We start from the raw sequence: 21907 nt of genomic DNA on the forward strand, positions 1-21907 counted from the left end.
GTCAACCGCCTGTGACTGGCGGAAAGAAGGCCAGTTCGTCGCCGTCCTTCAGGACAGCCGACTCGGCGCACATCTTCTGGTTCAGCGCCGCACGCACCGCCCGGCCACGGGCCAGCACCTCGGCATGGACGCCTCCACGCGTCTGCAACACCTCGCGCGCCACACCCACCGTGCTGCCCTCCGGCAGGGCAAGAGCCTCGCCGGCACCAAGCTTCTCGCGCAAAGACGCGAAGAAGCGCAGTTCAACGGTGATCGTCACGACAACAGCTCCGAGAACGGGATGAAGCGCACCGTGTCGCCGGCCTTGAAGGCATGCCCCGGCGGGTTGTCCAGCAGGCCATCGGCCCAGAAGGCAGAGGTCAGCACGCCGCTGCTCTGGTTGCCGAACAGGGCCAGACCGTTCGCATCGTCCAGGCTCACGCGCAGGAATTCGCGGCGCTTGTCAGGCCTCGGCCAATCGAAGCCGGCCGCAATGCGGTAGCCCCGTGGCGCCAGGTAGGTTGCCCCCTGCAGCTTCAGCAGGAAGGGCCGCACCAGCACCAGGAACGTCACGAGGCTGGATACCGGATTGCCCGGGAGGCCGATGAAGTGGGCAGCGCCGACACGACCATGGGCGAACGGTTTGCCAGGCTTGATGGCGATGGCCCACAGGTCCAGATGCCCCTCGGCCTGCACAGCGGGCCGCAGGTGGTCCTCCTCACCGACGGAGACGCCGCCGGAGGTCAGGATGACATCGGCCCGTGCAGCTGCCTCGCGCAGCGCGGCGCGGGTGGCCTCCAACCTGTCCGGCACGATGCCGAGGTCGATCACCTCACAGCCCAGCCCCTCCAGCAGCGCACGCAGCGTGAAACGGTTGGAGTTGTAGATCGCTCCGGGCGGCAGCGGCTCGCCCGGCATGACGAGCTCGTCGCCAGTGGAGAACAGGGCCACACGCGGGCGGCGGGTCACGGTCAGCTCAGCGGCACCCGCCGTGGCCGCAAGGCCCAGGGCCACGGCGTCCAGCCGAGTTCCGGCGGGAAGCACGACGTTCCCGGCCTTCAGGTCCTCGCCGCGCAGACGGACGTGCTGGCCCGGCGTCACGGGCTGGGTCGCGCGCACGCGGCCGTCCAGCAGCTCGGTGTGCTCCTGCATGACGACAGCGTCAGCGCCTGGAGGCAACTGGGCACCGGTGAAGATACGCGCGGCCTCGCCGACAGCGAGCGGCTGGGGCAGGCTGCCGGCCGGGACACGCTGGGTCACGGGCAGGGCGGCAGCCGCGTCCGCGGCGCGCACGGCGTAGCCGTCCATGGCCGAGTTGTCCGCCGGCGGCACATCCACGGGGGAGATCAGGTCAGTCGCCAGCACCCTGCCGCGGGCGGCCATGGCGGGCATGGTCTCGCAATCGGCCAACGGAAGGGCCTGCGCCAACAGCGCGACCAGCGCGTCGTCAAGCGGGGTCAGGGAGGGCTTCTTCGGTGCTTCAGACATGGGCGTGAATGTAGGCCTTCACCTGGCCCACATCGGCCGGCATGACCTTCACGCGCTTGGGGAGTTGCTCTATACCTTCCAGCCCCGCGGGCCGGGGCGGTTCCTGGCCCAGGGCCTCGTGGATGGTGGCCGCGAACTTGGCCGGCAGCGCCGTCTCCAGCACAAGCATGGTCACGGCAGGGTCGCATTTCTCCAGCGCGACCTTGAGGCCGTCGGCGGTGTGCGGGTCGATGACGACACCATGCTCCGCATGGCAGCGGCGAATGGTCGCGACGCGGTCGGCATGCGTGCTGCGGCCGGAGAGGAAGCCGAAGCCGGCGATGTCCGCATGCTCGCCAGCCGTCAGCTCGAAGGCTGGCGCCGTGAAGTGCTGTTTCACGCGGGCACCGTCTCGGCCCAGCAGGTCGAACACGAAGCGCTCGAAGTTGCTGGCCTTGGAGATATCCATCGACGGGCTGGAGGTCTCGTGCGTGTCGGCCGTGCCCCGCGGGCGGTAGGCGCCAGTGCGGAAGAACTCGTCCAGCACGTCGTTCTCATTCGTCGCGACGACCAGCCTGGCGATGGGCAGGCCCATCTGGCGGGCCACGTGGCCGGCGCAGACGTTGCCGAAGTTGCCCGACGGCACCGTGAAGCTGACCTTCTCGTCGTTTGACTTCGTGGCCTGGAAATAGCCGGCAAAGTAGTAGACGACCTGGGCCAGCAGCCGGGCCCAGTTGATGGAATTGACGGTGCCGATGCGGTGCTCGCGCTTGAAAGCCAGGTCGTTGGAAACGGCCTTGACGATGTCCTGGCAATCGTCGAACACACCCTCGATGGCGATGTTGTGGATGTTGGCGTCCTGAAGGCTGAACATCTGCGCCTGCTGGAAGGGGCTCATGCGGCCGTTCGGGCTGAGCATGAAGACGGACACGCCCTTCTTGCCACGCATGGCGTACTCGGCGGCGCTGCCGGTGTCGCCCGACGTGGCGCCCAGGATGTTGAGCGTCTCACCGCGGCGGCCCAGCTCGTACTCGAACAGCGCGCCCAACAACTGCATGGCCATGTCCTTGAAGGCCAGCGTGGGGCCGTTGGACAGTCCTTCAAGGGCGATGTGCTCGCCCAGCCAGGTGATGGGCACGATCGCCTCGGTGCCAAAGACTTCGGCCGTGTAGACCTTGCGGGTGATGGCACGCAGGTCTGCGGCAGGGATGTCGTCGATATAGAGGGACAGGATCTCGAAGGCCAGGTCGGCGTAGGCCAGGCCACGCCAGCGCGCCAGCATGGCGGCATCGACCCGGGGGTAGGCCTTGGGCAGGTAGAGGCCTCCGTCCGGCGCAAGGCCTTCCAGCAGGATGTCGGAGAAGCCGCGTTCGGCCTGGTCGCCGCGAGTGCTGATGTACTTCACGCCAGTTCTTCCTTGCGGAGCTTGACGATGGGGGCGAGGACGGTGGGCAGGCCCTGCATCTTGGCCAGCGCCTCGTTCATGCGCCCCTCGATGGTGTCGTGAGTCAGGATGATGAGGTCGGTCTGGCGCTCGCCCTCTGCGGACTCCCGCTGCAGCACGGCGTCGATGGAGATGTCGTGCTCGGCAAGGATGGTGGTGATGCGCGACAGCACGCCCGGCTGGTCGGCCACGACCAAGCGCAGGTAGAAGGCCGTGTGCACCTCGGCCATCTCGAGGATCGGCGTGTCGCTGATGGCGTCGGGCTGGAAGGCCAGGTGGGGCACGCGGTGGTCCGGGTCGGCCGTGGCCAGGCGGGTCACGTCCACCAAGTCGGCAACGACGGCCGAAGCCGTGGGCTCGGCACCGGCGCCCTTGCCGTAGTACAGCGTCGTGCCGACGGCATCGGCCTGCACGACGACGGCATTCATCGCACCCTCGACGTTGGCGATCAGGCGCGTGGACGGGATCAGCGTGGGATGCACGCGCAGCTCGATGCCGCCGCCCCCGCCCGCGTCCGTGCGGCGCCGCGTGATGCCCAGCAGCTTGATGCGGTAGCCGAGTTGCTCCGCGTACTTGATGTCCGTTGCCTGCAGGCTGGAGATGCCCTCCACATGGGCCTTGTCGAATTGCACCGGCACTCCAAAAGCGATGGCGCTCATCAGCGTCAGCTTGTGGGCCGCGTCCACGCCCTCGATGTCAAAGGTCGGATCGCTCTCGGCATAGCCCAGGCGCTGGGCCTCCTTCAACACGGTAGCGAAGTCCAGGCCCTTGCCGCGCATCTCGGACAGGATGAAGTTGGTGGTGCCGTTGATGATGCCTGCGATCCACTCAATGCGATTGGCCGTCAGGCCTTCGCGCAGCGCCTTGATGATGGGGATGCCGCCGGCTACGGCCGCCTCGAAGGCGACGACGACGCCCTTCTCGCGGGCAGCCTCGAAGATCTCCGTGCCGTGCAGCGCCAGCAGCGCCTTGTTAGCCGTGACGACGTGCTTGCCGTTGGCGATGGCCTGCAACACCAGCGTCCGCGCGGGCTCGATACCGCCGATCAGCTCGACGACGATGTCGATCGCCGGATTGTTGACCAGCTCCCTGGCATCGGCGACGACAGGAACGGAGTCGCCCACAACGGCCTGGTAGGCCTTGGCACGCTCGGCGTTGCGGGCCGCCACCATCGCGATCTCGATGCCCCGGCCGGCACGGCCGCGAATCTCGACCTGGTTGCGCTGCAAGACGTGGAAGGTGCCGGCACCGACGGTGCCGAGGCCGATCAGGCCGACTTGGATCGCTTTCATTGCAGGGCTCTCAGGACAAACAACTCAGGAGGAATGGCGGCGGCGGTAGCCGCCCAGGAAACGTTCGATGCGGCCGACGGCCTCGCGGAGGTCGTCGACGCTGGGCAGGAAGACCAGGCGGAAATGGTCATGGTCGGGCCAGTTGAAGCCGGTACCCTGCACGATGAGCACCTTCTCCTCGGCCAGCAGCTCATAGGCGAACTGCTGGTCATCGGCGATGGGATACAGCTTGGGGTCCAGGCGCGGGAACATGTAGAGCGCGGCCTTGGGCTTGACGACACTGACCCCGGGAATCTGCGTCAGCAGCTCGTACGCAAGGTCGCGCTGGTGGCACAGCCGCCCGGTCGGAGCGACGAGGTCGCGGATGCTCTGGTAGCCGCCCAGCGCCGTCTGGATCGCCAACTGGCCCGGCGTGTTGGAGCACAGGCGCAGTGAGGCCAGCATGTTCAGGCCCTCGATGTAGTCGCGGGCATGGCGCTTCTCGCCACTGAGAATCATCCAGCCGGCCCGGTAGCCGCAGCTGCGGTAGTTCTTGGACAGACCGTTGAAGGTCACGAACAGCACGTCATCGGCCAGGGACGCCATGCTGGTGTGCACGTTGCCGTCGTACAGCGTCTTGTCGTAGATCTCGTCTGCAAAGACCACCAGCTGGTGCTTGCGGGCGATCTCGATGATGCCCAGCAGCAGGTCGGTCGGGTACAGCGCGCCGGTCGGATTGTTGGGGTTGCAGACCATGATGCCGCGGGTCCGCGGCGTGATCTTGGCTTCGATATCTTCCAGGTCGGGCAGCCAGCCGGCGCCCTCGTCGCAGCGGTAGTGCACCGGACGACCACCCGACAGGCCCACGACGGCCGTGTAGAGCGGGAAGTCGGGGCTGGGAATGAGGATCTCGTCGCCGTCGTTGACCAGCGCGTTGATGGCCATCTGGATCAGCTCGGAGGCGCCGTTGCCCAGGTAGACATCGTCGACCGTGACGCCCCTGATGCCCTTCTCCTGCGTGTAGTGCACGACCGCCTTGCGCGGCGCGAACAGTCCTTTGCTGTCGGTGTAGCCGCCAGCGTCGCCGAGATTGCGGATCATGTCTTGCACGATCTCGTCCGGCGGTGTCAGCCCGAACACGGCCGTGTTGCCGATGTTCAGCTTGATGATCTTCTGGCCCTCTTCCTCCATCTGGCGTGCCTTGTCCAGCACGGGGCCGCGGATGTCGTAGCTGACGCTGGCGAGCTTGCTGGACTTGGCGATGGGCTTCACGGGGGCTCCGGTGCAGCGATTGCTGCGGTGCAAGAAGGGGCGGAAAGGTCGATCTCGGAGTTTAAGCAAGCCCAGGCACGCGGCCCGCCGTTCTGGGCGACACTGCGGCGCGCTTTTCGCCCCATTTCCGATGAAGTTCCAGCTCGACGAGCCGCAAGGCGGCAACAGCATCTCCCGCCATGACACCCAGGGCGTCTGGGTCAATGGCCAACCCCACACAGCCAGCGTCCTGGTGCCCTGGAAGGGGGAAGTCGTCGCCTGGCCGCCTTCGCGCTTCGAGGAACTTCAAGCTGCGCATTTCGAAGCAATCAAGGCACTGAACCCGGAGCTGGTCGTCTTCGGCAGTGGCGCACGGCTGCGATTCCCGAATCCAGCGCTGTGGCGGGGGCTGGTCGAAGCGCGCATCGGCTTCGAGGTCATGGACCTGGCTGCGGCCTGTCGCACCTACAACGTGCTGGCCAGCGAGGGCCGCAACGTTCTGGCAGCATTGCTCATCGAGGGATGACCTCGACCGGCGGGAGGCTGGGGCGAGGCTTTATAATCACGGGCTATTGCTTGCGGGCGCCCGCGTAGATTGCTTCCGTGAAAGGCTTCACAGAGCGATCACGAACCGGGGACCCCGCGGGCCCAACTTGCCGCACCCCCCAATGACGCCTGCGCTCAACAAACCCCTGCCGGAAATTGAGGCTCAAGCCACCGGCGGCGTGAAGTTCACTGCCAACGCCTTCCTGGGCAAGTCGGTCGTGCTGTATTTCTACCCGAAAGACAACACGCCCGGTTGTACCACCGAGGCGATGCAATTCCGCGATCGCCACAAGGACTTCGTGAAAGCCGGCGCGGTGGTGCTCGGTGTCTCGCGCGACAACATGGCCTCGCACGAGAAGTTCAAGCAAGCCCTGGAGCTGCCCTTCGAGCTGATCGCCGACACGGAAGAGAAGCTCTGCCACATGTTCGGCGTCGTCAAGAACAAGATCATGTATGGCAAGAAGGTCAAGGGCATCGAACGCTCCACCTTCCTGATCAGCCCGACTGGCATCCTGGTGGGCGAATGGCGCGGCATCAAGGTCGCCGGCCATGTCGACGAGGTCCTCAAGGCCGTCAAGGGCCTGAAGAAGGAAGCCGCCTGAAACGCGTTGTGTGTTGACATCGTGGAGCCCCGCGGCATGTGCATAATCAGCCCATGCCCCGGGTCGAAATCTTGTCTCAGACTGCAAAGCCGCACTCATCCTGTGCGGCTTTTTGCTTTCTGGCGCCTGGTTCGCATGGGGTTCACTTCCCGTCGATACGCCGTACATGCCACTGCCTAAGCCTCCTGCACAACGCGCCAGCCGCCTCGATGCCACTGCTTACTCGGCCACTCTGACCCCCAGCAAACCTCGCGCGACACCGCCGGTCGTCGCACCTACCGCCCCGGTCGCGGCCCCGACAGCCGAAGTGCTGCGCCTCCCCACCCCTGCCTCCAGCCCAAGTTCGAAACCAGTCGCCAGGCCGGCCCTCCCCACTAAGGCCGCAAGCAAGGCGCCGGCCAAGTCGGCTGCGCCCAAAGCCAGGCGCACGCGCAAGCCGACCGAGGCTGCCAAGCTCTTCGTGCTGGACACCAACGTGCTGATGCACGACCCGATGTCGCTGTTCCGTTTCGAGGAGCACGACGTCTTCCTGCCCATGATCACGCTGGAAGAGCTGGACGGGCACAAGAAGGGCATGACCGAGGTTGCACGCAACGTGCGCCAGGTCAGCCGCGAGCTGGACCAGCTCGCGGCCAGCCTGCAAAGCAGCAGCGTCGAAGAGATGTCCAAGGGCCTGCCACTGGCCGCCACCGGCCACCGGGAAGCCGAGGGCAAGCTCTTCTTCCAGACCGGGCTCATCGACACGCCGCTGCCGCAAGGCCTGCCCCAGGGCAAGGCGGACAACCAGATCCTCGGCGTCGTCCAGGCACTGAAGGGCCTGCACCCGGGCCGCGAGGTCGTGCTGGTGTCCAAGGACATCAACATGCGCATCAAGGCCCGTGCGCTGGGCCTGCCGGCGGAGGACTACCGCAACGACAAGACGCTGGAAGACTCCGACCTGCTCTACACCGGCGTCCAGGCCCTGCCCTCGGACTTCTGGGAGCGCCATGGGAAGACCATGGAAAGCTGGCAACAGGGCGGCACCACCTTCTACCGCATCAGCGGGCCGCTGGTGCCCACGCTACTGGTCAACGAGCTGGTCTACCTGGAAGCGCCCGGGGCGACGCCGCTGTACGCCAAGGTCACCGAGATCACCGGCAAGACGGCCGTGCTCAAGACGCTGAAGGACTACGGCCATCAGAAGCATTCCGTCTGGGGCGTGGCTGCGCGCAATCGCGAGCAGAACTTCGCGCTCAACCTTCTGATGGACCCGGAGTGCGACTTCGTCACGCTGACCGGCACGGCCGGCACCGGCAAGACGCTGATGACGCTGGCTGCCGGCCTGTCCCAGGTGCTGGATGAGCGTCGCTACAGCGAGATCATCGTGACCCGCGTGACCGTGCCCGTCGGCGAGGACATCGGCTTCCTGCCTGGCACCGAGGAGGAAAAGATGGGGCCCTGGATGGGCGCGCTGGACGACAACCTCGAGGTGCTGGCCAAGGGTGACTCCACCGCTGGCGAATGGGGCCGCGCGGCCACCAACGACCTGGTGCGCAGCAAGATCAAGATCAAGAGCCTGAACTTCATGCGCGGGCGCACCTTCCTGAACAAGTTCGTCATCATTGACGAGGCTCAGAACCTGACGCCCAAGCAGATGAAGACGCTGATCACGCGTGCCGGCCCCGGCACGAAGATCGTCTGCCTGGGTAACCTGGCGCAGATCGACACGCCCTACCTCACCGAGGGCAGCTCGGGCCTGACGTTTGCGGTGGACCGTTTCAAGGGCTGGGCCCACAGCGGCCATGTGACTCTGGCACGCGGCGAACGGTCGCGCCTGGCCGACTTCGCGTCCGAAGTGCTCTGAGCCAGCTGCCTGCCTGGCGGCTGGGCGTGAACCCGAGCGGCCCCTTCACCGGGGCCGCTTTCATGGCTCAGCGGTTCAGCAGGCCGCCCAGCATGCCGGCGATGTCGCCCAGGCCGCCGGCACCGCCTTGCGGCAACTGGCCCTGCGGCGTCAGCCGATCGACGATCTGCGGCAGCAACTGGCTGAGCTGTTCCCCCGCCTCGGCGTGCGATACGCCTGCCTGCTGCGCCAACTGGCCCAGCAAACCGCCCGCGCCACCCAATGCGTTGCCAAGCTGACCGCCAGAGACCGGCAGGTTGGCGCCGGTCGAAATCCAGCTCTGCACCTGCTCGCCCAGTCCGCCGGCCTGCAACTGCTGCAGCAGCCCGGCCAGGCCGCCCTGGGCCGAACCGTTGGCAAGCAGGCCGGCAATCAACGCCGGCCAGTTGGGCTGGCCGCCCTGCTGGCCTGCGCCGCCCAGGGCTTGTGTGGCGGCACCGAGCACTTGATCCAGAAGTCCCATTGCGATCTCCAGTGAAATGACCTGATGGCAGTCTAGGGAAAAAGGCAGCGCACGCCAGCATGGGAGCGCTATCAACCACAATATCCATGCCACTTCCCCTCGTATCGCCATGATCTATCGCTCCCTCGGCCGCACCGGCTGGAACATCTCTGCCATCGCCTTCGGCGCCTGGGCCATTGGCGGCACCTGGGGCCGCACCGACGATGTCACTGCGATGGCAGCCCTGCATCGCGCGCTCGACCGCGGCGTGAATTTCTTCGACACGGCCGACGTCTACGGTGACGGGCACAGCGAGCGCCTGCTGGCCCGGCTGAGGCGCGAGCGGCCGGGCGACGCCTTCCACATCGCCACCAAGGCCGGCCGGCGCCTGGACCCGCATGTGGCGGATGGCTACCGCGACCTGCGGCCCTTCATCGAGCGCAGCCTGAAGAACCTGGAAGTCGAGGCGCTGGATCTGCTGCAGTTGCACTGCCCACCCAGCGCCGTCTATGCCATGCCCGAGGTCTTCAGCGCGCTGGACGAGCTGGTGCGCGAGGGCAAGCTACGCCACTATGGCGTCAGCGTCGAGCGCATCGACGAGGCCATGGCGGCTCTGAAGTTCCCCGGTGTGCAGTCGGTGCAGATCATCTTCAACCTGTTCCGCCAGCGACCCGCCGAAGCCTTCCTGCCCGCCGCGCAGGCCGCCCAGGTCGGGGTGCTGGCACGGCTGCCACTGTCCAGTGGCATGCTCAGCGGCAAGTTCGCGCGCGACAGCCGCTTCGACGCCGACGACCACCGCGGCTTCAACCGCCAGGGTCAGGCCTTCGACAAGGGCGAGACCTTTTCAGGCGTGGACTACGAGCAAGGCCTGGCCGCCGTCGAGGAACTGCGCAGCCTGCTGCCACCGGGCGTGAGCATGGCCCGGCTGGCGCTGCGCTGGATCCTGATGTCCGAAGCCGTCACGGCCGCCATACCCGGCGGCCGCACACCGACCCAGGTGGACGAGAACGTCAGCGCCGCGGACCTCGCCGCCCTGCCCCCGTCACTGATGCTGGCCCTGGCTGACCTCTACCGGTGCCGCATCGCGCCGCAGGTGCACGAGCTCTGGTGATCACTCGCCGCGCTGCACGGCCGTGGAGAAGCGCCTTACCGCTCCGTCGGCGGCCACGGCCCGGCGGCCCGCTGCGATGAGCCGGTCGATCTGTTCGGCCGGCAGCTTGAGCCGCGTCGGGATCAGGTTGAGCGCCTGCTCCTCAGCCTCTGGCAGGTCGGCGAAGCTGATCTGGGTGACGCTGAACTTGATGTCCTCGCACTGCCAGTCGGGATTGGCAGCTCGCAGCGCGGCCTTGCGTTCGTCGCTGAGGCTGCAACGGTAGGTCACCAGGTCGCGCTCCCAGTTGCGCACCATAGGCACGAAGCTCGAGTAGCTCATGCGCATGGTGCTCTCGATGGCCGTGTCGACGGCGCCGGACGCGATCTCCACTCCCGAGGGCCCCGCCACCTCGCGGGCCCAGTCCGCGCTAGGCCCCTGGCCAGCGTCGACGACGATGAAGAGCAGGCGGCGCATCGTGGTGGCGTCCTGCTCGGGGATCGGACCGTAGGGCGTGTTCAGCAGCACGCGGCTTTGCAGGATGGCCACCAGGCCCAGGTTGTCCGTCAGTCCGCCATCGACCAGTTTCAAATAGCGGCCCGCCCTGGGATCGGCGTTGTCGCGGAACAGCCGGGCAAGCGCCAGGCGCAGGCGGTACTGATCGTCGCGCTCGTCCCGTCGCACGGCCAGTCCGGGTGGCAACTGAACCTGGCAGGCCTCTGGAAAGCGCTCCACCACCACCGGCGCGAAGAACAGCGGCACGGCCATGGAAGCGGCGACAGCCTCGGAGACGGGATAGCTCGCGAGGTCGCTGCACAGCGCGTCGAACGTGCGCTCGTGGAAAGGAAAGGCCAGCCGGTACTGCACATTGCTGGCGCTGATCCACACCACGGGCCGCGAACGCCTGAACATGTCAGCGAAGGTGGCCCCCTTGAAGACGTCCTTCTCCAGCCAGTCGTTGAAGTCGCTGCGGTCGTTCAGCCCGCCGGCGAACAGGCGGCGCAGGTTGTTGGGGTTGAGCAGGTTGAATCGCAGACCCGCCTCGCCGTCACGCAGCAGCACTTTCTCGCGAAACTCGCGCAGACCCTCGGCGCCGTGCAGGCCGAAATAGGCCGAGGTCAACGACCCGCCCGACACGCTGGTGATGAAGCTGACGTCGTCGAGCAGGTTGTGTCCCGGCGTGGATGCCTGCTCGCGCAGCCCCTCCAGAACCCCGTAGGCGAAGGCCGAGGCCCGCAGGCCGCCACCCGAAAAGCTCAGTGCGACGAGGGTGTCCTTGCCCATCGCCTTGGGGTCGTGCTGCGGCACCTGCTGGGCTGCCGGCTTGTTGCGCGGCGGATTCATGGGCGCACCGGCACAGGCGGTCAGCAGCAGGCAGGTGCAAAACAGCAGCAGGGCACGCATCGGGCGTTTCTCGGACGTGACGGACGGGGCGGACCCGCGCATTCTGCCGATGCTGCCAGCCCCTGGCAGGCAGCCGCCGGACAATCCGGCCATGCAGCAGCCGCCCCGCTGGATCGCCCACCTCGACATGGACGCCTTTTATGCGTCCGTCGAGTTGCTGCGCTATCCGCAACTGCGGGGCGAGGCGGTCGTCATCGGCGGGCGGCGGGCGGATGCGCCGCAGCAGCTGGAGGACGGCTCCTGGCGATACTCGAGGCTGCGCGACTACACCGGCCGCGGCGTCGTCACCACGAGCACCTATGCCGCCCGGGATCTGGGCGTGTTTTCGGCCATGGGACTCATGAAGGCCGCGCTGCGCGCGCCCGACGCCATCCTGCTCCCGGCTGACTTCGAGTCCTACCGGAGGTACTCGCGCCTGTTCAAGGCGGCGGTGGCCGAGGTGGCCCCCGTCATCGAGGACCGCGGCATCGACGAGATCTACATCGACCTCACCGACGTGCCCGGAGTGCGTGACGCCGTGGGCCACGATCCGTTGGGCGGCGTAAAGGCGGTGGCGCGCGAGATCAAGAACTCGGTAGGCCGCGCGACCGGCCTGACCTGCTCCATCGGCATTACGCCCAACAAGCTGCTCAGCAAGATCGCCAGCGAACTAGACAAGCCCGACGGCATCACCGTGCTGACACTGGACGACATCCCGCGGCAGATCTGGCCACTGGCAGTGCGCAAGATCAATGGCATCGGCCCCAAGGCCGGCGAGAAGCTCATCAAGCTGGGGCTGGAGACCGTGGGCGACATCGCTGCTGCCGCGCCCGAATGGCTGGTGGAACAGTTCGGCGAGACCTATGGCAGCTGGCTGCACGCGGCCTCGCACGGACGCGACAACCGCGCCGTCGTGACGCACAGCGAGCCAGTCTCCATCAGCCGCGAGACCACCTTCGAGCGCGATCTGCACGCCGTGCATGACAAGGCGCTACTGGGCGGCATCATGGACGAGCTGTGCGAAAGCCTGGCCCGCGACCTCGCCCGCAAACGCTACGCAGGCAAGACGGTGGGCATCAAGCTGCGCTTCGAGGGCTTCGTCACCGTGACGCGCGACCAGACGCTGAAAACCCCCATCACCGGGGCCTCTGACATCCGTCACGCCGTGGGCCTGTGCCTCAAGCGCGTCAAGTTCGACAAGCGGCTGCGGCTGATGGGCGTGCGCATCGGCAACCTCGTGCACGCCAGCGAGGTGCCCCCGCCGGTGCCGGCCGTCGAGAAGGCCAAGACCCCCGAGCGAGAGAATCTCTCGCTCTTCTGATGTGTTCGCCCGCCTCCCCCCCGACCTGGACCTACACCGTCTCGGTCCGCAGCCTCTGCGAGTTCACCGCCAAGCATGGTGACCTGGACCGGCGCTTCACCCCTTCGGCCACGGCGCTGGAGGGCCAGGCTGGCCAGTTGGCCGTGCTGGCACGTCGCTCGCCCGGCTACGAAACCGAGCTGCCGCTGGAAGGCCGGCACGGTCAGCTGCGAGTGCGTGGTCGCGCCGATGGCTATGAAGCAGACGTGAACCGGCTGGAAGAGATCAAGACCATCCGCGGCCCGGTCGAGCTCATCCCCGAGAACCGCCATGCGCTGCACTGGGCCCAGCTGGAAACCTATGGCGCCCTGATCGCTGCCGACCGTGGCCTGGCCGCGCTGGAACTGGCCCTGGTCTATGTGGACGCCGACACCCAGCACGAGACGGTGCTGCGCCGGACGCTGACGGCAGCCACGCTGCGGGCCGGCTTCGAGGCCCGCTGCGCGCAGTTCGAGGCCTGGGCCGAGCAGGAGGCGGCCCACCGCGCCGCGCGCGATGCGGCGCTGAGCCAGTTGCCCTTCCCGATGGGCGAGCTGCGGCCGGGTCAGCGCCTGCTGGCACGGGCCGTCTATCGCGCCGCCGCCAACGGGCGCTGCCTGCTGGCCCAGGCGCCAACCGGCATCGGCAAGACGCTAGGCACCCTCTACCCGCTGCTGCGTGCCATGCCGGCCCAGGGGCTGGACAAGATCGGCTACATGACCTGCAAGGGGACCGCGCGCCTGACCGCGCTGGACGCGCTGCAGACCGTACGCGACGCCAGCCCCGGCCTGCCCCTGCGCGTACTGACGCTCGTGGCCAAGGAACAGTCCTGCGAACACCCCGACAAAGCCTGCCATGGCGCCGCCTGTCCACTGGCCAGCGGCTTCTACGACCGCCTTGCCGCGGCAAGACAGGAAGCGGTCAGCGCCACCTGGCTGGACCCTGCCACCCAGCGCCGCATCGCGTTGAGGCACGACATCTGTCCCTACTACCTCGGCCAGGAGCTGCTGCGCTGGGCCGACATCGTCGTCGGCGACGTGCACCACGCCTTCGACCCCCATGGCCAGCTCTACGGCCTGGCCCAGTCCCAGGGATGGAAACTGGCCCTGCTGGTCGATGAGGCACACAACCTCGTCGACCGCACGCGCGACATGTACAGCGCCCAACTCAGCCTTTCACGCGTGCGCGAGGCTCTTGCCGCCGCGCCGACGGGCCTGCGCGCGCCGCTGCGCCGTCTCGCCGCCGAACTCGGCGACCTGGGCCATGCCCAGGCAGGCGACTACGAGGCCCTGGCCGAGGTGCCCGACGACCTCGCCGAGGCTCTGCAGCGCGTCAACGCCACCCTTGGCGAGCATGTGCAGAACCATCCGCTCGACGTCGGCCCCATGCTGCAGTTCTATTTCGAGGTGCTTGGGCTGCAGCGGCTGCTGGACCGCTTCGACACGCATTCGCTGTGCGACCTGCAGCGCGGCGCCATCGAACGCCAGCTCTCGCCACCGGATGCACCGGTCAATCTCTCCCTGCTGGAGGATGACAGCCGCGACGTGCTGCTGTCCATCCGCAACATCGTCCCTGGCGCCTTCTTGAAGGAGCGCTTCGAGGGCTGTCACAGCGTCACGCTGTTCTCGGCAACGCTTGGCCCGCCCGACTACCCTCGCGACCTGCTGGGCCTGCCCGACGACACCGCATGGATCGACGTGCCCGCGCCCTTCCCCCCCGAGCACCTCAATGTGCGCGTGGCTGGCCTTTCCACCCGCTTCGACCACCGCCAGGCCTCGCTGAACACGCTGGTGGACTTGCTCGCCACACAGTTCGCCGAACACCCCGGCAACTACCTCGCCTTCTTCAGCAGCTTCGACTACCTGCAGCAGGCCTCACAGCGGTTGGCCCTGCGCCACCCCGAGGTGCCGCAATGGAGCCAGGCCCGGGCCATGGGCGATGCCGCGCGGCGCGCCTTCCTCGACCGCTTCGTGGAAGGCGGCCGCGGCATTGGTTTCGCCGTGCTGGGCGGTGCCTTCGCCGAGGGTGTGGACCTGCCCGGCACCCGCCTCATCGGCGCCTTCATCGCCACGCTGGGCCTGCCGCCGGTGTCACCACTGCAGGAGCGCGTGCGCGAACGGCTGGACACGATGTTCGGTGCCGACCACGGCTACGCCGACCTCGTTCCCGGCCTGCAAAAGGTCGTACAAGCGGCAGGTCGCGTACTGCGCTCGGTGGATGACCGGGGCTGGGTCTGGCTGCTGGATCAGCGCTACCGCCGCCCAGAAGTGCGGGCGCTGCTGCCCGCCTGGTGGCAGATCCGGTGAGACATTTTCTGCCAGACTGAATCCAAACGCCCCCGCCGCACGCTCCAAGGAATCACCATTCACCGTTTTCCCGGAGTCGCCCATGTTCTTCGACCACATCGAGGTCATCAGCCCGCTACTGATCCCCATCCTTGCCCTGCTGATTCCCATCGTCGCCATCGTCGCCCACTACATGGGCAAGGCCCATGGCGAACGCCAGCGCCACGAGACCATCCGCGAGCTGGCCCGGGCCGGCCAGCCCATCCCGCCCGAACTGCTGGCCGACCTGCAGGACAGCGACTGGCAGCGCGCCCGCCGCGACCAGGCCAACCCCAACCGCATCCTGGTACCCGCCCTCATCAATATCGGCCTGGGCCTGGGTCTGATGGGCATGTTCTCCACGATGATGCCGGGCGCCTGGCTCTGGAGCATCGGCCTGCTGCCGCTGTTCATCGGCGTCGGGCTGGCGCTGTACTGGGCCGTCGAGCGCAAGCAGCCGCCGCAGCCGTGACCTCTGGCGTCCCCGCCACGACAGCCGAGCAGGAGGCCCGACTGGTGGGCCGTGCGGCGACCGGAGACCGGGCGGCCTTTGCCACGCTGGTACAGGCCCACCAGGGTTATCTGCGCAAGCTGCTTGGACGCGTCTGCCGCGGCGACCAGGCCCGCGCCGACGATCTTGCCCAGGAAGCCTTCGTGCGTGCCTGGCGCGCCTTGCCCCAGTTCCGCGGGGAGGCGCGCTTTCGCACCTGGCTGACGCGGCTGGCCTACTCCGCGCTGTCCGCCGAACGACCGGCCCTGCCGACGGTGGACGACATTGCGCCCGCCCACGACGCGCATGACGACTTCGCCCCTGGCACCGACTGGCGCATCGACCTCGACCGGGCGCTGGCCGAGCTGAGCGAAGCCCAGCGCCATGCGCTGCTGCTGTGCTATGGCGCCGACCTCAGCCATGCCGAGGCGGCCCAGGTGCTGGGCTGGCCGTTGGGCACGGTCAAGACCCAGCTGCTGCGCGCCAAGGCCAGATTGCGCACGCAACTGAGTGCATGGGAACCCACGCCATGAATGAATGCGACGACGACATGTCCTTTGACGATACGCTGCGACAGCAGCTCCAAGGCGGCGGCGAGCCCAACGATGCCGGATTCAGCCTGCGCGTGATGGCCAAGCTGCCAGCACAGGTGGCACCGCGGCAGTACCGCGGGGCCCGCTGGGTCAGGCGGTCGCAATGGGCAGCCATCAGCCTGGCGGCCTACGGTGCCGCGACACTGCTTGCCGGTGCTGGCGGCCCGCTGGACCTGCCGCATGGGCTGGCAGCAGTGACGTTGCTGGGGCTGCTGATCTTCTGGTCGGTACCAAGCCGATGGAACCGAGCCTGAGGCAGGCCCTAGCTCGGCATCGAATCGATACCCAGATCCTGCCGCCGCCTCTTCGGCAGCTTCGCTGCCACCAGTTCGTGCGAACGCTTCACCAGCGCCTTCAGCTCCGCCAGCGGCAAAGCCTTGGCGTCCTCCACCGCCACCCACTGATACCTCGCCGCATAGGGTGCAGGCTTGAAGCCAGGCACGCCTGTCAGCTCCAGGAACCGGTGCGCATCCACCTTGAAGCTGCAATGCGTCCAGGGCCCTGGATGCGGTCCGCCGACAAAGAACATCTTGCCACCAACGCTGGCGACCCAGTCGGCACCCCATTTGATGTCCTGGGTGGCGCCCGGCAATGCCATGGCGGATTCGGCGAGGGCGGCAAAGCTCATGCAGGAGGGGGCCGGGCGGCCAGATGGGTAACCCATTCTGCCCAGGCCACGGCTGGCCCGCATGGAATGCCATTCGCCAACTTTTTCACGCCGGAGGCAGGCATCCCGACCATTCGGCGGGCCATGGCGGACTGCACGGCGGCACTGCCAGAGAATCTCCCGGTACGACTCGTAGAGCCCGGCGCCTCGCGCCCGTCACGACCTGCTTGCCGGATGAACTCCCCAGACCTGGGCGTCGAACCAAGCCCGCCCGCCGCAATGCCAGCGATCAACCCGCTACAGCATGGACTGGCACTGTTCCAGGCCTCGCCGCCAGACCACGCGCGTGCCGCCAGCTGGTTCCGTGCCGCGGCCGATGCCGGCGACGCCGATGGCCTGGCCATGCTTGGGCTGTGCCAGCTCGAAGGGCTGGGCCTGCCGGCCGATCCGGTGCAGGCGCGCTCGCTGCTGGAGCTGGCGGCGGCACGTGGCAGCGCCATCGGGCATTTCCAGCTCGGACGGACCCTGCTGACCGCCCGTGGCGGCCCCGGCGACGAGGAACGCGGTCTGTGGGCCTACGTGGCGGCAGCAGCCAAGGGGCATGCCGAAGCGTCCTTCAATCTCGCCAACTGCCTGCATGCCGGTGTCGGCTGCCTGCCGGACCGCCTCGCCGCCAAGGCCCTCTACCTGCGCAGCCGCGCACTGGGCTGCCCACTGCGCCCGCAGGGCGTGCTGGTGCAGCGGCGCGAGCTGAAGGCGGTGCGCACGCTGGCCCAGCGCTTCGCCGACCCGGACCGGCTGCTCTACCTGGTGCGCGAGCGTCAGCAGGAGCTGGCCCTGGTGCAGGCAATTGCGCAGCCCCGGCCTCGCGACCGCCGCGGCGTCACCGAAACCAGGCTCAAGCCCTGGCGGCTGGCCGCGGGCGTCGTCGCGGCCATGGCTGGAACGCTGGGGCAATACTTGCGTCCCGCGTCCGGCGATGCCGGCCCGACGACGATCAACTTCTGATGTCCGACCGCCCCATCCGACTGCCCTCGCTCGATGCGCTGCTGGCCTTCGACGCCGTCGCGCGCGCAGGAAGCTTCGAAGCCGCGGCAGCTGAACTTGCCCTGAGTGCCAGCGCCGTGGCCAAGCGGGTGGCCGGGCTGGAGGAGCGACTTGACCGGGCCCTATTCCTGCGCCAGGCGACCAAGGGCCTGAGCCTGACGCCCGCTGGCCACGAGTACTTGCCGCAGGTGCGTCAGGCCCTGGCGCTGCTGCAAGCCATGCCGCTGCATCAGCGCGCCGGCCCGCGTCGCGAGCTGCTGCGGGTCACGTCCACGCCCACCTTTGCTCGCCAGTTGCTGGTGCCCGCCCTGCCCGGCTTCACGGCGTCTCATCCTCAGGTCGAGCTGGAGCTGACGCTGTCGGTACCGCTACTCGACGAGGGCGACGCCGGAGCCGACCTGGAGATCAGGCACGGCGCGGTTCCGGACGATATCGCCGCAGATGCGGTGCTGCTGCGGGACCGCCTGACGCCGCTGGCCGCGCCGGCGCTGCTGGCCCGCCACCCAGCCCTGCGCGCGCCGGCCGACCTGCTCGCCCTACCACTGCTGCGCACGCCGCTGCAGCCCTGGGCACCTTGGCTGCGCGCAGCCGGCCTGCCGGATGTGCCCGAGCCCGAGGCTGGCCCGCGTTTCGTGGACCTGGGGCTGACGCTGGCCGCCGCGCTGGCCGGACAGGGCGTGGCGCTGGCCCGGCTCAGCCTGGCCCGCCACGAGCTGGCCGAAGGCCGCCTCGTGCAGCCCTTCGCGCTGGCCGTGCCCGCCGAGCGTCACTACGGTCTGGTGCGCCACCGCGCCAGCCCGGCGGCCGAGGCGTTCGCCGAATGGCTGCACGAGCACTGCCGGGCGGTGGAAACGGCCTAGGCGGAAAACTGTTCCCGCCCGGGCCGAGGTTTTTTCCGGCGCGGCAGGTGCTGCACGGGCCTAGCATCGCGGCCTGACCAAAACCGCTGCCGCACCGCCATGCCCGTCATCACCTGCATCGAAGACCTGCGCCAACTCGCCGAGAAGAGGGTGCCGCGCATGTTCTACGACTATGCCGACTCCGGCTCCTGGACGGAGACGACCTACCGCGCCAACGAGAGCGACTTCCAGACCATCAAGCTGCGCCAGCGTGTGGCGGTCAACATGGAAGGCCGCAGCACGGCCGTGAAGATGATCGGCCAGGACGCCAAGATGCCCGTGGCCATCGCGCCCGTGGGCCTGACCGGCATGCAGCACGCCGACGGCGAGATCCACGCCGCGCGCGCGGCCGAGAAGTTCGGCATCCCGTTCACGCTATCGACGATGAGCATCTGTTCCATCGAGGACATCGCCGAGCACACCTCGGCGCCGTTCTGGTTCCAGCTCTACATGATGCGCGACCGTGACGCGATGGCGCGCATGATCGACCGCTGCAAGGCCGCCAAGTGCTCGGCGCTGGTGCTGACGCTGGACCTGCAGGTCATCGGCCAGCGCCACAAGGACCTGAAGAACGGCCTCACCGCGCCGCCGCGGCCCACGCTGGGCAACATCATCAATCTGGCGACCAAGCCGCGCTGGTGCCTGGGCATGGCGGCGACCCGCCGCCATACGTTTCGCAACCTGGTGGGGCATGTGAAGGGGGTCAGCGACATGCGCTCGCTGTCGGCCTGGACCAACGAGCAGTTTGACCCACGCCTGTCCTGGGCTGACATCGCCTGGGTCAAGGAGCAGTGGGGAGGCAAGCTGATCCTGAAGGGCATCATGGATGCGGAGGATGCCAAGCTGGCCGTGCAGGCAGGCGCCGACGCCATCGTCGTCAGCAATCACGGCGGGCGGCAGCTGGACGGAGCCCCCAGCAGCATCCACGCGCTGCCTGCCATCGTGGCCGAGGTGGGCTCGCAGATCGAGGTCTGGATGGACGGCGGCATCCGTTCAGGCCAGGATGTGCTCAAGGCCTGGGCCCTGGGTGCCAAGGGCACCATGATCGGTCGCGCGATGGCCTACGGCCTGGGCGCGATGGGCGAAGAAGGCGTGGCCAAGGCCTTGGCCATCCTGCACAAGGAACTGGACGTGACCATGGCCTTCTGCGGCCACACGCAACTCGCCAACGTGACGCGCGACATCCTGGTGCCGGGCACCTTCCCGACGGCCTGAGCCGCCGGACGGTCGGCATCCGCGAAAACCGCCGCTTGCCCGAGCGGGCGGCACGCCGCTAGGCTGCGCGCCATGCATGCACTCCGATCCGTACGTAGGGCCGTTCTCGCCGTTGCCGCCCTGCCATTGCTGGCCGCCGCTCAGCACGCCATCCCTGCCGCGGCCGCCCTTGACGCCGAAGCCTCGCGCCTGATGGCCGCCACGCAGGCTCGCGGGCTGGCCGTGGCGGTCATCGACGCTGGCCGGGTCGTGCACGTGCGGGCCTACGGCGAGCGCAACGCAGCCGGCCTGCCCCTGCTCACGGACACGGTCATGTACGGCGCGTCACTGACCAAGGCCGCCTTCGCCTACACCGTCCTGCAGCTGGTGGAGGAGGGCCTGCTGGACCTGGACCGGCCGCTCGCGGCCTACCTTGCCCAGCCGCTGCCCGACTACCCCGACGACCGACGCTACGGCCCCTGGTCGGGCCTGGCTGGCGACGAGCGCTGGCGGCGCCTGACGGCACGCATGCTGCTGACGCACAGCAGCGGCTTCGCCAACTTCGCCTTCCTGGAGCCGGACGGCAAACTGCACATGCATTTCGACCCCGGCACGCGCTACGCCTACTCCGGCGAAGGGCTCATCCTGCTTCAATTCGTGCTGGAGCGCGGCCTGGGGCTGGAGCTGGGCGCGGAGATGCAGCGCCGTGTGTTCGATCGATTCGGCATGCTGCGCACCAGCATGACGTGGCGTGCCGACTTCGCCACCAACCTGGCCGATGGCTGGAAGGACGATGGCAGCGTGGAGCCCCACGACCCGCGCGGAAGGGTGCGCGCAGCAGGCTCCATGGACACCACCATTGCCGACATGGCAAAGCTGGCCTCGGCCATCATCAACGGCGAGGGCCTGTCCGCCAAGGGTGCAACCGCACTGAGCACGCCTGGCCTGCCGATCACGACAGCCTCTCAGTTTCCGACCTTCCAGCCCGAACTGCCACTGGTTGAACGGCGCACTGACCTTGCCGCCGGCCTGGGCGTCGTCACCTTCCTCGGCCCGCAGGGACCGGGGTACTACAAGGGCGGCCACAACGACAGCACCGGCAACACCTGGGTCTGCATCAAACCGAAGAAGCGCTGCGTCGTCATCCTCGCCAACGACGTGCGCGCCGAACGCGCATTCCCGGCGCTCGTGCGCTTCATCCTGGGCGAGACGGGTGTGCCGTGGCGCTGGGAGTACGGCGGCCTGACGTTCGTGGACTGAGTCAGGGCTCAGCGGCCGGGCGCCTCTTCGTCAAGCCGGGCGTGGTAGCCCGTGGCACCCTGCTTCCAGTACGCTGCGACCTTCATGGCCTCCTTGGGATGCCCCTTCTCGCGCAGCAGGATGTCGCGCAGCGAGGCCATCAGCTGTGCCTCACCGGCACACCAGACGAAGCCGTCGCCCGACGGCAGCGCCAGCTCCCGCAGCGCCTGTGCCAGCGCCCCGGGCGTGGCGGCGACGCGCGGCGCAGCCGACGTGCCTGCAGGCCATGCCGGCGCATCCGGCATCAACAGCAGTACCTGCACCCGGGCGCCGGCAGGCAGCTCCTCCAGGCGGCGCGCGATCGCCGGCCAGGCGCTGTCGTCGCCCACCAGCAAGTGCCAGTCATAGTCCATCGGAATGACCATCGAACCACGCGGCCCGGCCACCGTCAGCGTCTGGCCCGGCTGCGCCTGGGCGGCCCATTCAGTGAACGGGCCTTCGCCGTGCAGCGCGAACTCCAGCACCAGCTCGCCCCGCGCGGTGTCGAAAGCCCGGGGCGTGTAGTCCCGCATCAGCAGGCCGCCGGCGCCATCGGGCAGCATCAGCTTGACGTGGTCGTCGAAGGAGGCGGACGCGAACGTACGCAGCGAGTCCCCCTGCACGGTGACCGCCACGAAACGCTCGCCGCGGCGCTCGACGCGAACGACGCGCAGCTCGCGGCGTTGAAGTTCATAGCGCACGCGCTGGATGCGGCGCCGGGGTTCGACGTCAGTGTCAATGCTCATGGGGGCGCTCTCGGCGTTGATGGTTGATAATGT

22 protein-coding genes are annotated in these 21907 nt (G+C 68.1%); 13 read left to right on the plus strand and 9 right to left on the minus strand.

Going from position 1 to position 21907, the window contains the following annotated elements; genetic code table 11:
• Position 1: 1 nt before the first annotated feature.
• The 5 genes from moaD to QM732_RS13995 are packed head-to-tail and all read right to left on the minus strand — an operon-like array spanning position 2 to position 5433.
• Positions 2 to 259, minus strand: a complete 258-nt coding sequence (gene moaD, locus QM732_RS13975) for a molybdopterin converting factor subunit 1 (RefSeq protein ID WP_415656734.1) — start codon at positions 257 to 259, stop codon at positions 2 to 4.
• Positions 256 to 1467 (minus strand): gephyrin-like molybdotransferase Glp, encoded by a 1212-nt coding sequence (gene glp, locus QM732_RS13980; protein ID WP_415656735.1) that lies wholly within the window; start codon positions 1465 to 1467, stop codon positions 256 to 258. Before glp ends, moaD begins: the two co-directional genes overlap by 4 nt.
• Positions 1460 to 2851, minus strand: coding sequence for a threonine synthase (gene thrC, locus QM732_RS13985; RefSeq protein WP_415656736.1), 1392 nt, complete (start codon positions 2849 to 2851; stop codon positions 1460 to 1462). Before thrC ends, glp begins: the two co-directional genes overlap by 8 nt.
• The gene (locus tag QM732_RS13990; RefSeq protein ID WP_415656737.1) at positions 2848 to 4182 is read right to left on the minus strand and encodes a homoserine dehydrogenase; all 1335 of its coding nucleotides are present in this window, start codon (positions 4180 to 4182) and stop codon (positions 2848 to 2850) included. The genes thrC and QM732_RS13990 overlap by 4 nt, the downstream gene beginning before the upstream one ends.
• 24 nt (positions 4183 to 4206) lie before the next feature.
• Positions 4207 to 5433, minus strand: a complete 1227-nt coding sequence (locus QM732_RS13995) for a pyridoxal phosphate-dependent aminotransferase (RefSeq protein WP_415656738.1) — start codon at positions 5431 to 5433, stop codon at positions 4207 to 4209.
• Positions 5434 to 5563: 130 nt separating this feature from the next.
• Between QM732_RS13995 and QM732_RS14000 the strand changes: the two genes are divergently transcribed.
• From QM732_RS14000 to QM732_RS14010, 3 genes are all read left to right on the plus strand, one after another.
• Positions 5564 to 5938 carry an Mth938-like domain-containing protein gene (locus QM732_RS14000; protein WP_415656739.1) on the plus strand — a complete coding sequence of 125 codons (375 nt, stop codon included), beginning with the start codon at positions 5564 to 5566 and terminating at the stop codon, positions 5936 to 5938.
• Positions 5939 to 6080: 142 nt separating this feature from the next.
• On the plus strand, positions 6081 to 6560 hold the full coding sequence (locus QM732_RS14005) for a peroxiredoxin (protein WP_088483312.1): 480 nt from the start codon (positions 6081 to 6083) through the stop codon (positions 6558 to 6560).
• A 166-nt stretch (positions 6561 to 6726) separates the two neighbouring features.
• Positions 6727 to 8403, plus strand: coding sequence for a PhoH family protein (locus QM732_RS14010; RefSeq protein ID WP_415656740.1), 1677 nt, complete (start codon positions 6727 to 6729; stop codon positions 8401 to 8403).
• Positions 8404 to 8470: 67 nt separating this feature from the next.
• Here the strand turns inward: QM732_RS14010 and QM732_RS14015 are convergent, their stop codons facing one another.
• Positions 8471 to 8905: a YidB family protein gene (locus tag QM732_RS14015; protein ID WP_415656741.1), complete on the minus strand. Its 435-nt coding sequence runs from the start codon at positions 8903 to 8905 to the stop codon at positions 8471 to 8473.
• Between the two features lie 109 nt (positions 8906 to 9014).
• Here QM732_RS14015 and QM732_RS14020 point away from each other — a divergent pair, with 109 nt between their 5' ends.
• A complete protein-coding gene (locus tag QM732_RS14020) occupies positions 9015 to 9995 on the plus strand; it encodes an aldo/keto reductase (protein WP_415656742.1) in 981 nt (326 codons plus the stop codon).
• Here the strand turns inward: QM732_RS14020 and QM732_RS14025 are convergent, their stop codons facing one another.
• Positions 9996 to 11378, minus strand: coding sequence for a patatin-like phospholipase family protein (locus tag QM732_RS14025; protein ID WP_415656743.1), 1383 nt, complete (start codon positions 11376 to 11378; stop codon positions 9996 to 9998).
• Positions 11379 to 11469: 91 nt separating this feature from the next.
• Here QM732_RS14025 and QM732_RS14030 point away from each other — a divergent pair, with 91 nt between their 5' ends.
• The 5 genes from QM732_RS14030 to QM732_RS14050 all read left to right on the plus strand — a co-directional run bounded on the left by QM732_RS14030 (position 11470) and on the right by QM732_RS14050 (position 16357).
• Complete coding sequence (locus QM732_RS14030; RefSeq protein WP_415656744.1) at positions 11470 to 12678, plus strand: DNA polymerase Y family protein; 1209 nt, start codon at positions 11470 to 11472, stop codon at positions 12676 to 12678.
• Positions 12678 to 15002: a helicase C-terminal domain-containing protein gene (locus QM732_RS14035; protein ID WP_415656745.1), complete on the plus strand. Its 2325-nt coding sequence runs from the start codon at positions 12678 to 12680 to the stop codon at positions 15000 to 15002. Before QM732_RS14030 ends, QM732_RS14035 begins: the two co-directional genes overlap by 1 nt.
• An 82-nt stretch (positions 15003 to 15084) precedes the next feature.
• Positions 15085 to 15492, plus strand: coding sequence for a DUF6249 domain-containing protein (locus tag QM732_RS14040; protein ID WP_415656746.1), 408 nt, complete (start codon positions 15085 to 15087; stop codon positions 15490 to 15492).
• Positions 15489 to 16043: an RNA polymerase sigma factor gene (locus tag QM732_RS14045; protein ID WP_415656747.1), complete on the plus strand. Its 555-nt coding sequence runs from the start codon at positions 15489 to 15491 to the stop codon at positions 16041 to 16043. Before QM732_RS14040 ends, QM732_RS14045 begins: the two co-directional genes overlap by 4 nt.
• 17 nt (positions 16044 to 16060) lie before the next feature.
• The gene (locus QM732_RS14050; RefSeq protein WP_415656748.1) at positions 16061 to 16357 is read left to right on the plus strand and encodes a hypothetical protein; all 297 of its coding nucleotides are present in this window, start codon (positions 16061 to 16063) and stop codon (positions 16355 to 16357) included.
• An 8-nt stretch (positions 16358 to 16365) separates the two neighbouring features.
• On the opposite strand, the gene QM732_RS14055 is transcribed toward QM732_RS14050, so the two are convergent.
• On the minus strand, positions 16366 to 16731 hold the full coding sequence (locus QM732_RS14055; protein ID WP_415656749.1) for an MmcQ/YjbR family DNA-binding protein: 366 nt from the start codon (positions 16729 to 16731) through the stop codon (positions 16366 to 16368).
• A gap of 213 nt (positions 16732 to 16944) precedes the next feature.
• On the opposite strand from QM732_RS14055, the gene QM732_RS14060 reads away from it, so the two are divergent.
• From QM732_RS14060 to QM732_RS14075, 4 genes are all read left to right on the plus strand, one after another.
• Positions 16945 to 17718 (plus strand): tetratricopeptide repeat protein, encoded by a 774-nt coding sequence (locus QM732_RS14060; protein ID WP_415656750.1) that lies wholly within the window; start codon positions 16945 to 16947, stop codon positions 17716 to 17718.
• Positions 17718 to 18617 carry a LysR substrate-binding domain-containing protein gene (locus tag QM732_RS14065; RefSeq protein ID WP_415656751.1) on the plus strand — a complete coding sequence of 300 codons (900 nt, stop codon included), beginning with the start codon at positions 17718 to 17720 and terminating at the stop codon, positions 18615 to 18617. Before QM732_RS14060 ends, QM732_RS14065 begins: the two co-directional genes overlap by 1 nt.
• A gap of 99 nt (positions 18618 to 18716) precedes the next feature.
• Positions 18717 to 19871 (plus strand): L-lactate dehydrogenase, encoded by a 1155-nt coding sequence (locus tag QM732_RS14070; RefSeq protein ID WP_415656752.1) that lies wholly within the window; start codon positions 18717 to 18719, stop codon positions 19869 to 19871.
• 72 nt (positions 19872 to 19943) lie between these two features.
• Positions 19944 to 21110, plus strand: a complete 1167-nt coding sequence (locus QM732_RS14075) for a serine hydrolase domain-containing protein (RefSeq protein WP_415656753.1) — start codon at positions 19944 to 19946, stop codon at positions 21108 to 21110.
• Positions 21111 to 21118: 8 nt separating this feature from the next.
• On the opposite strand, the gene QM732_RS14080 is transcribed toward QM732_RS14075, so the two are convergent.
• Complete coding sequence (locus QM732_RS14080) at positions 21119 to 21874, minus strand: siderophore-interacting protein (protein ID WP_415656754.1); 756 nt, start codon at positions 21872 to 21874, stop codon at positions 21119 to 21121.
• Between the last annotated feature and the right edge of the window lie 33 nt (positions 21875 to 21907).

Origin of the sequence: Roseateles sp. (genome assembly GCF_047654805.1) — a bacterium.
In the GTDB taxonomy this organism is placed as follows: Bacteria; Pseudomonadota; Gammaproteobacteria; order Burkholderiales; family Burkholderiaceae_C; genus Pelomonas.

Bases quoted from the DNA above. Each gene is read 5' to 3' on its own strand.
- glp (WP_415656735.1), bottom strand. From the start codon at position 1,467: ATGTCTGAAGCACCGAAGAAGCCCTCCCTGACCCCGCTTGACGACGCG.
- QM732_RS13990 (WP_415656737.1), bottom strand. From the start codon at position 4,182: ATGAAAGCGATCCAAGTCGGCCTGATCGGCCTCGGCACCGTCGGTGCC.
- QM732_RS14000 (WP_415656739.1), top strand. From the start codon at position 5,564: ATGAAGTTCCAGCTCGACGAGCCGCAAGGCGGCAACAGCATCTCCCGC.
- QM732_RS14005 (WP_088483312.1), top strand. From the start codon at position 6,081: ATGACGCCTGCGCTCAACAAACCCCTGCCGGAAATTGAGGCTCAAGCC.
- QM732_RS14010 (WP_415656740.1), top strand. From the start codon at position 6,727: ATGCCACTGCCTAAGCCTCCTGCACAACGCGCCAGCCGCCTCGATGCC.
- QM732_RS14015 (WP_415656741.1), bottom strand. From the start codon at position 8,905: ATGGGACTTCTGGATCAAGTGCTCGGTGCCGCCACACAAGCCCTGGGC.
- QM732_RS14020 (WP_415656742.1), top strand. From the start codon at position 9,015: ATGATCTATCGCTCCCTCGGCCGCACCGGCTGGAACATCTCTGCCATC.
- QM732_RS14025 (WP_415656743.1), bottom strand. From the start codon at position 11,378: ATGCGTGCCCTGCTGCTGTTTTGCACCTGCCTGCTGCTGACCGCCTGT.
- QM732_RS14030 (WP_415656744.1), top strand. From the start codon at position 11,470: ATGCAGCAGCCGCCCCGCTGGATCGCCCACCTCGACATGGACGCCTTT.
- QM732_RS14035 (WP_415656745.1), top strand. From the start codon at position 12,678: ATGTGTTCGCCCGCCTCCCCCCCGACCTGGACCTACACCGTCTCGGTC.
- QM732_RS14040 (WP_415656746.1), top strand. From the start codon at position 15,085: ATGTTCTTCGACCACATCGAGGTCATCAGCCCGCTACTGATCCCCATC.
- QM732_RS14050 (WP_415656748.1), top strand. From the start codon at position 16,061: ATGTCCTTTGACGATACGCTGCGACAGCAGCTCCAAGGCGGCGGCGAG.
- QM732_RS14055 (WP_415656749.1), bottom strand. From the start codon at position 16,731: ATGAGCTTTGCCGCCCTCGCCGAATCCGCCATGGCATTGCCGGGCGCC.
- QM732_RS14060 (WP_415656750.1), top strand. From the start codon at position 16,945: ATGAACTCCCCAGACCTGGGCGTCGAACCAAGCCCGCCCGCCGCAATG.
- QM732_RS14065 (WP_415656751.1), top strand. From the start codon at position 17,718: ATGTCCGACCGCCCCATCCGACTGCCCTCGCTCGATGCGCTGCTGGCC.
- QM732_RS14070 (WP_415656752.1), top strand. From the start codon at position 18,717: ATGCCCGTCATCACCTGCATCGAAGACCTGCGCCAACTCGCCGAGAAG.
- QM732_RS14075 (WP_415656753.1), top strand. From the start codon at position 19,944: ATGCATGCACTCCGATCCGTACGTAGGGCCGTTCTCGCCGTTGCCGCC.
- QM732_RS14080 (WP_415656754.1), bottom strand. From the start codon at position 21,874: ATGAGCATTGACACTGACGTCGAACCCCGGCGCCGCATCCAGCGCGTG.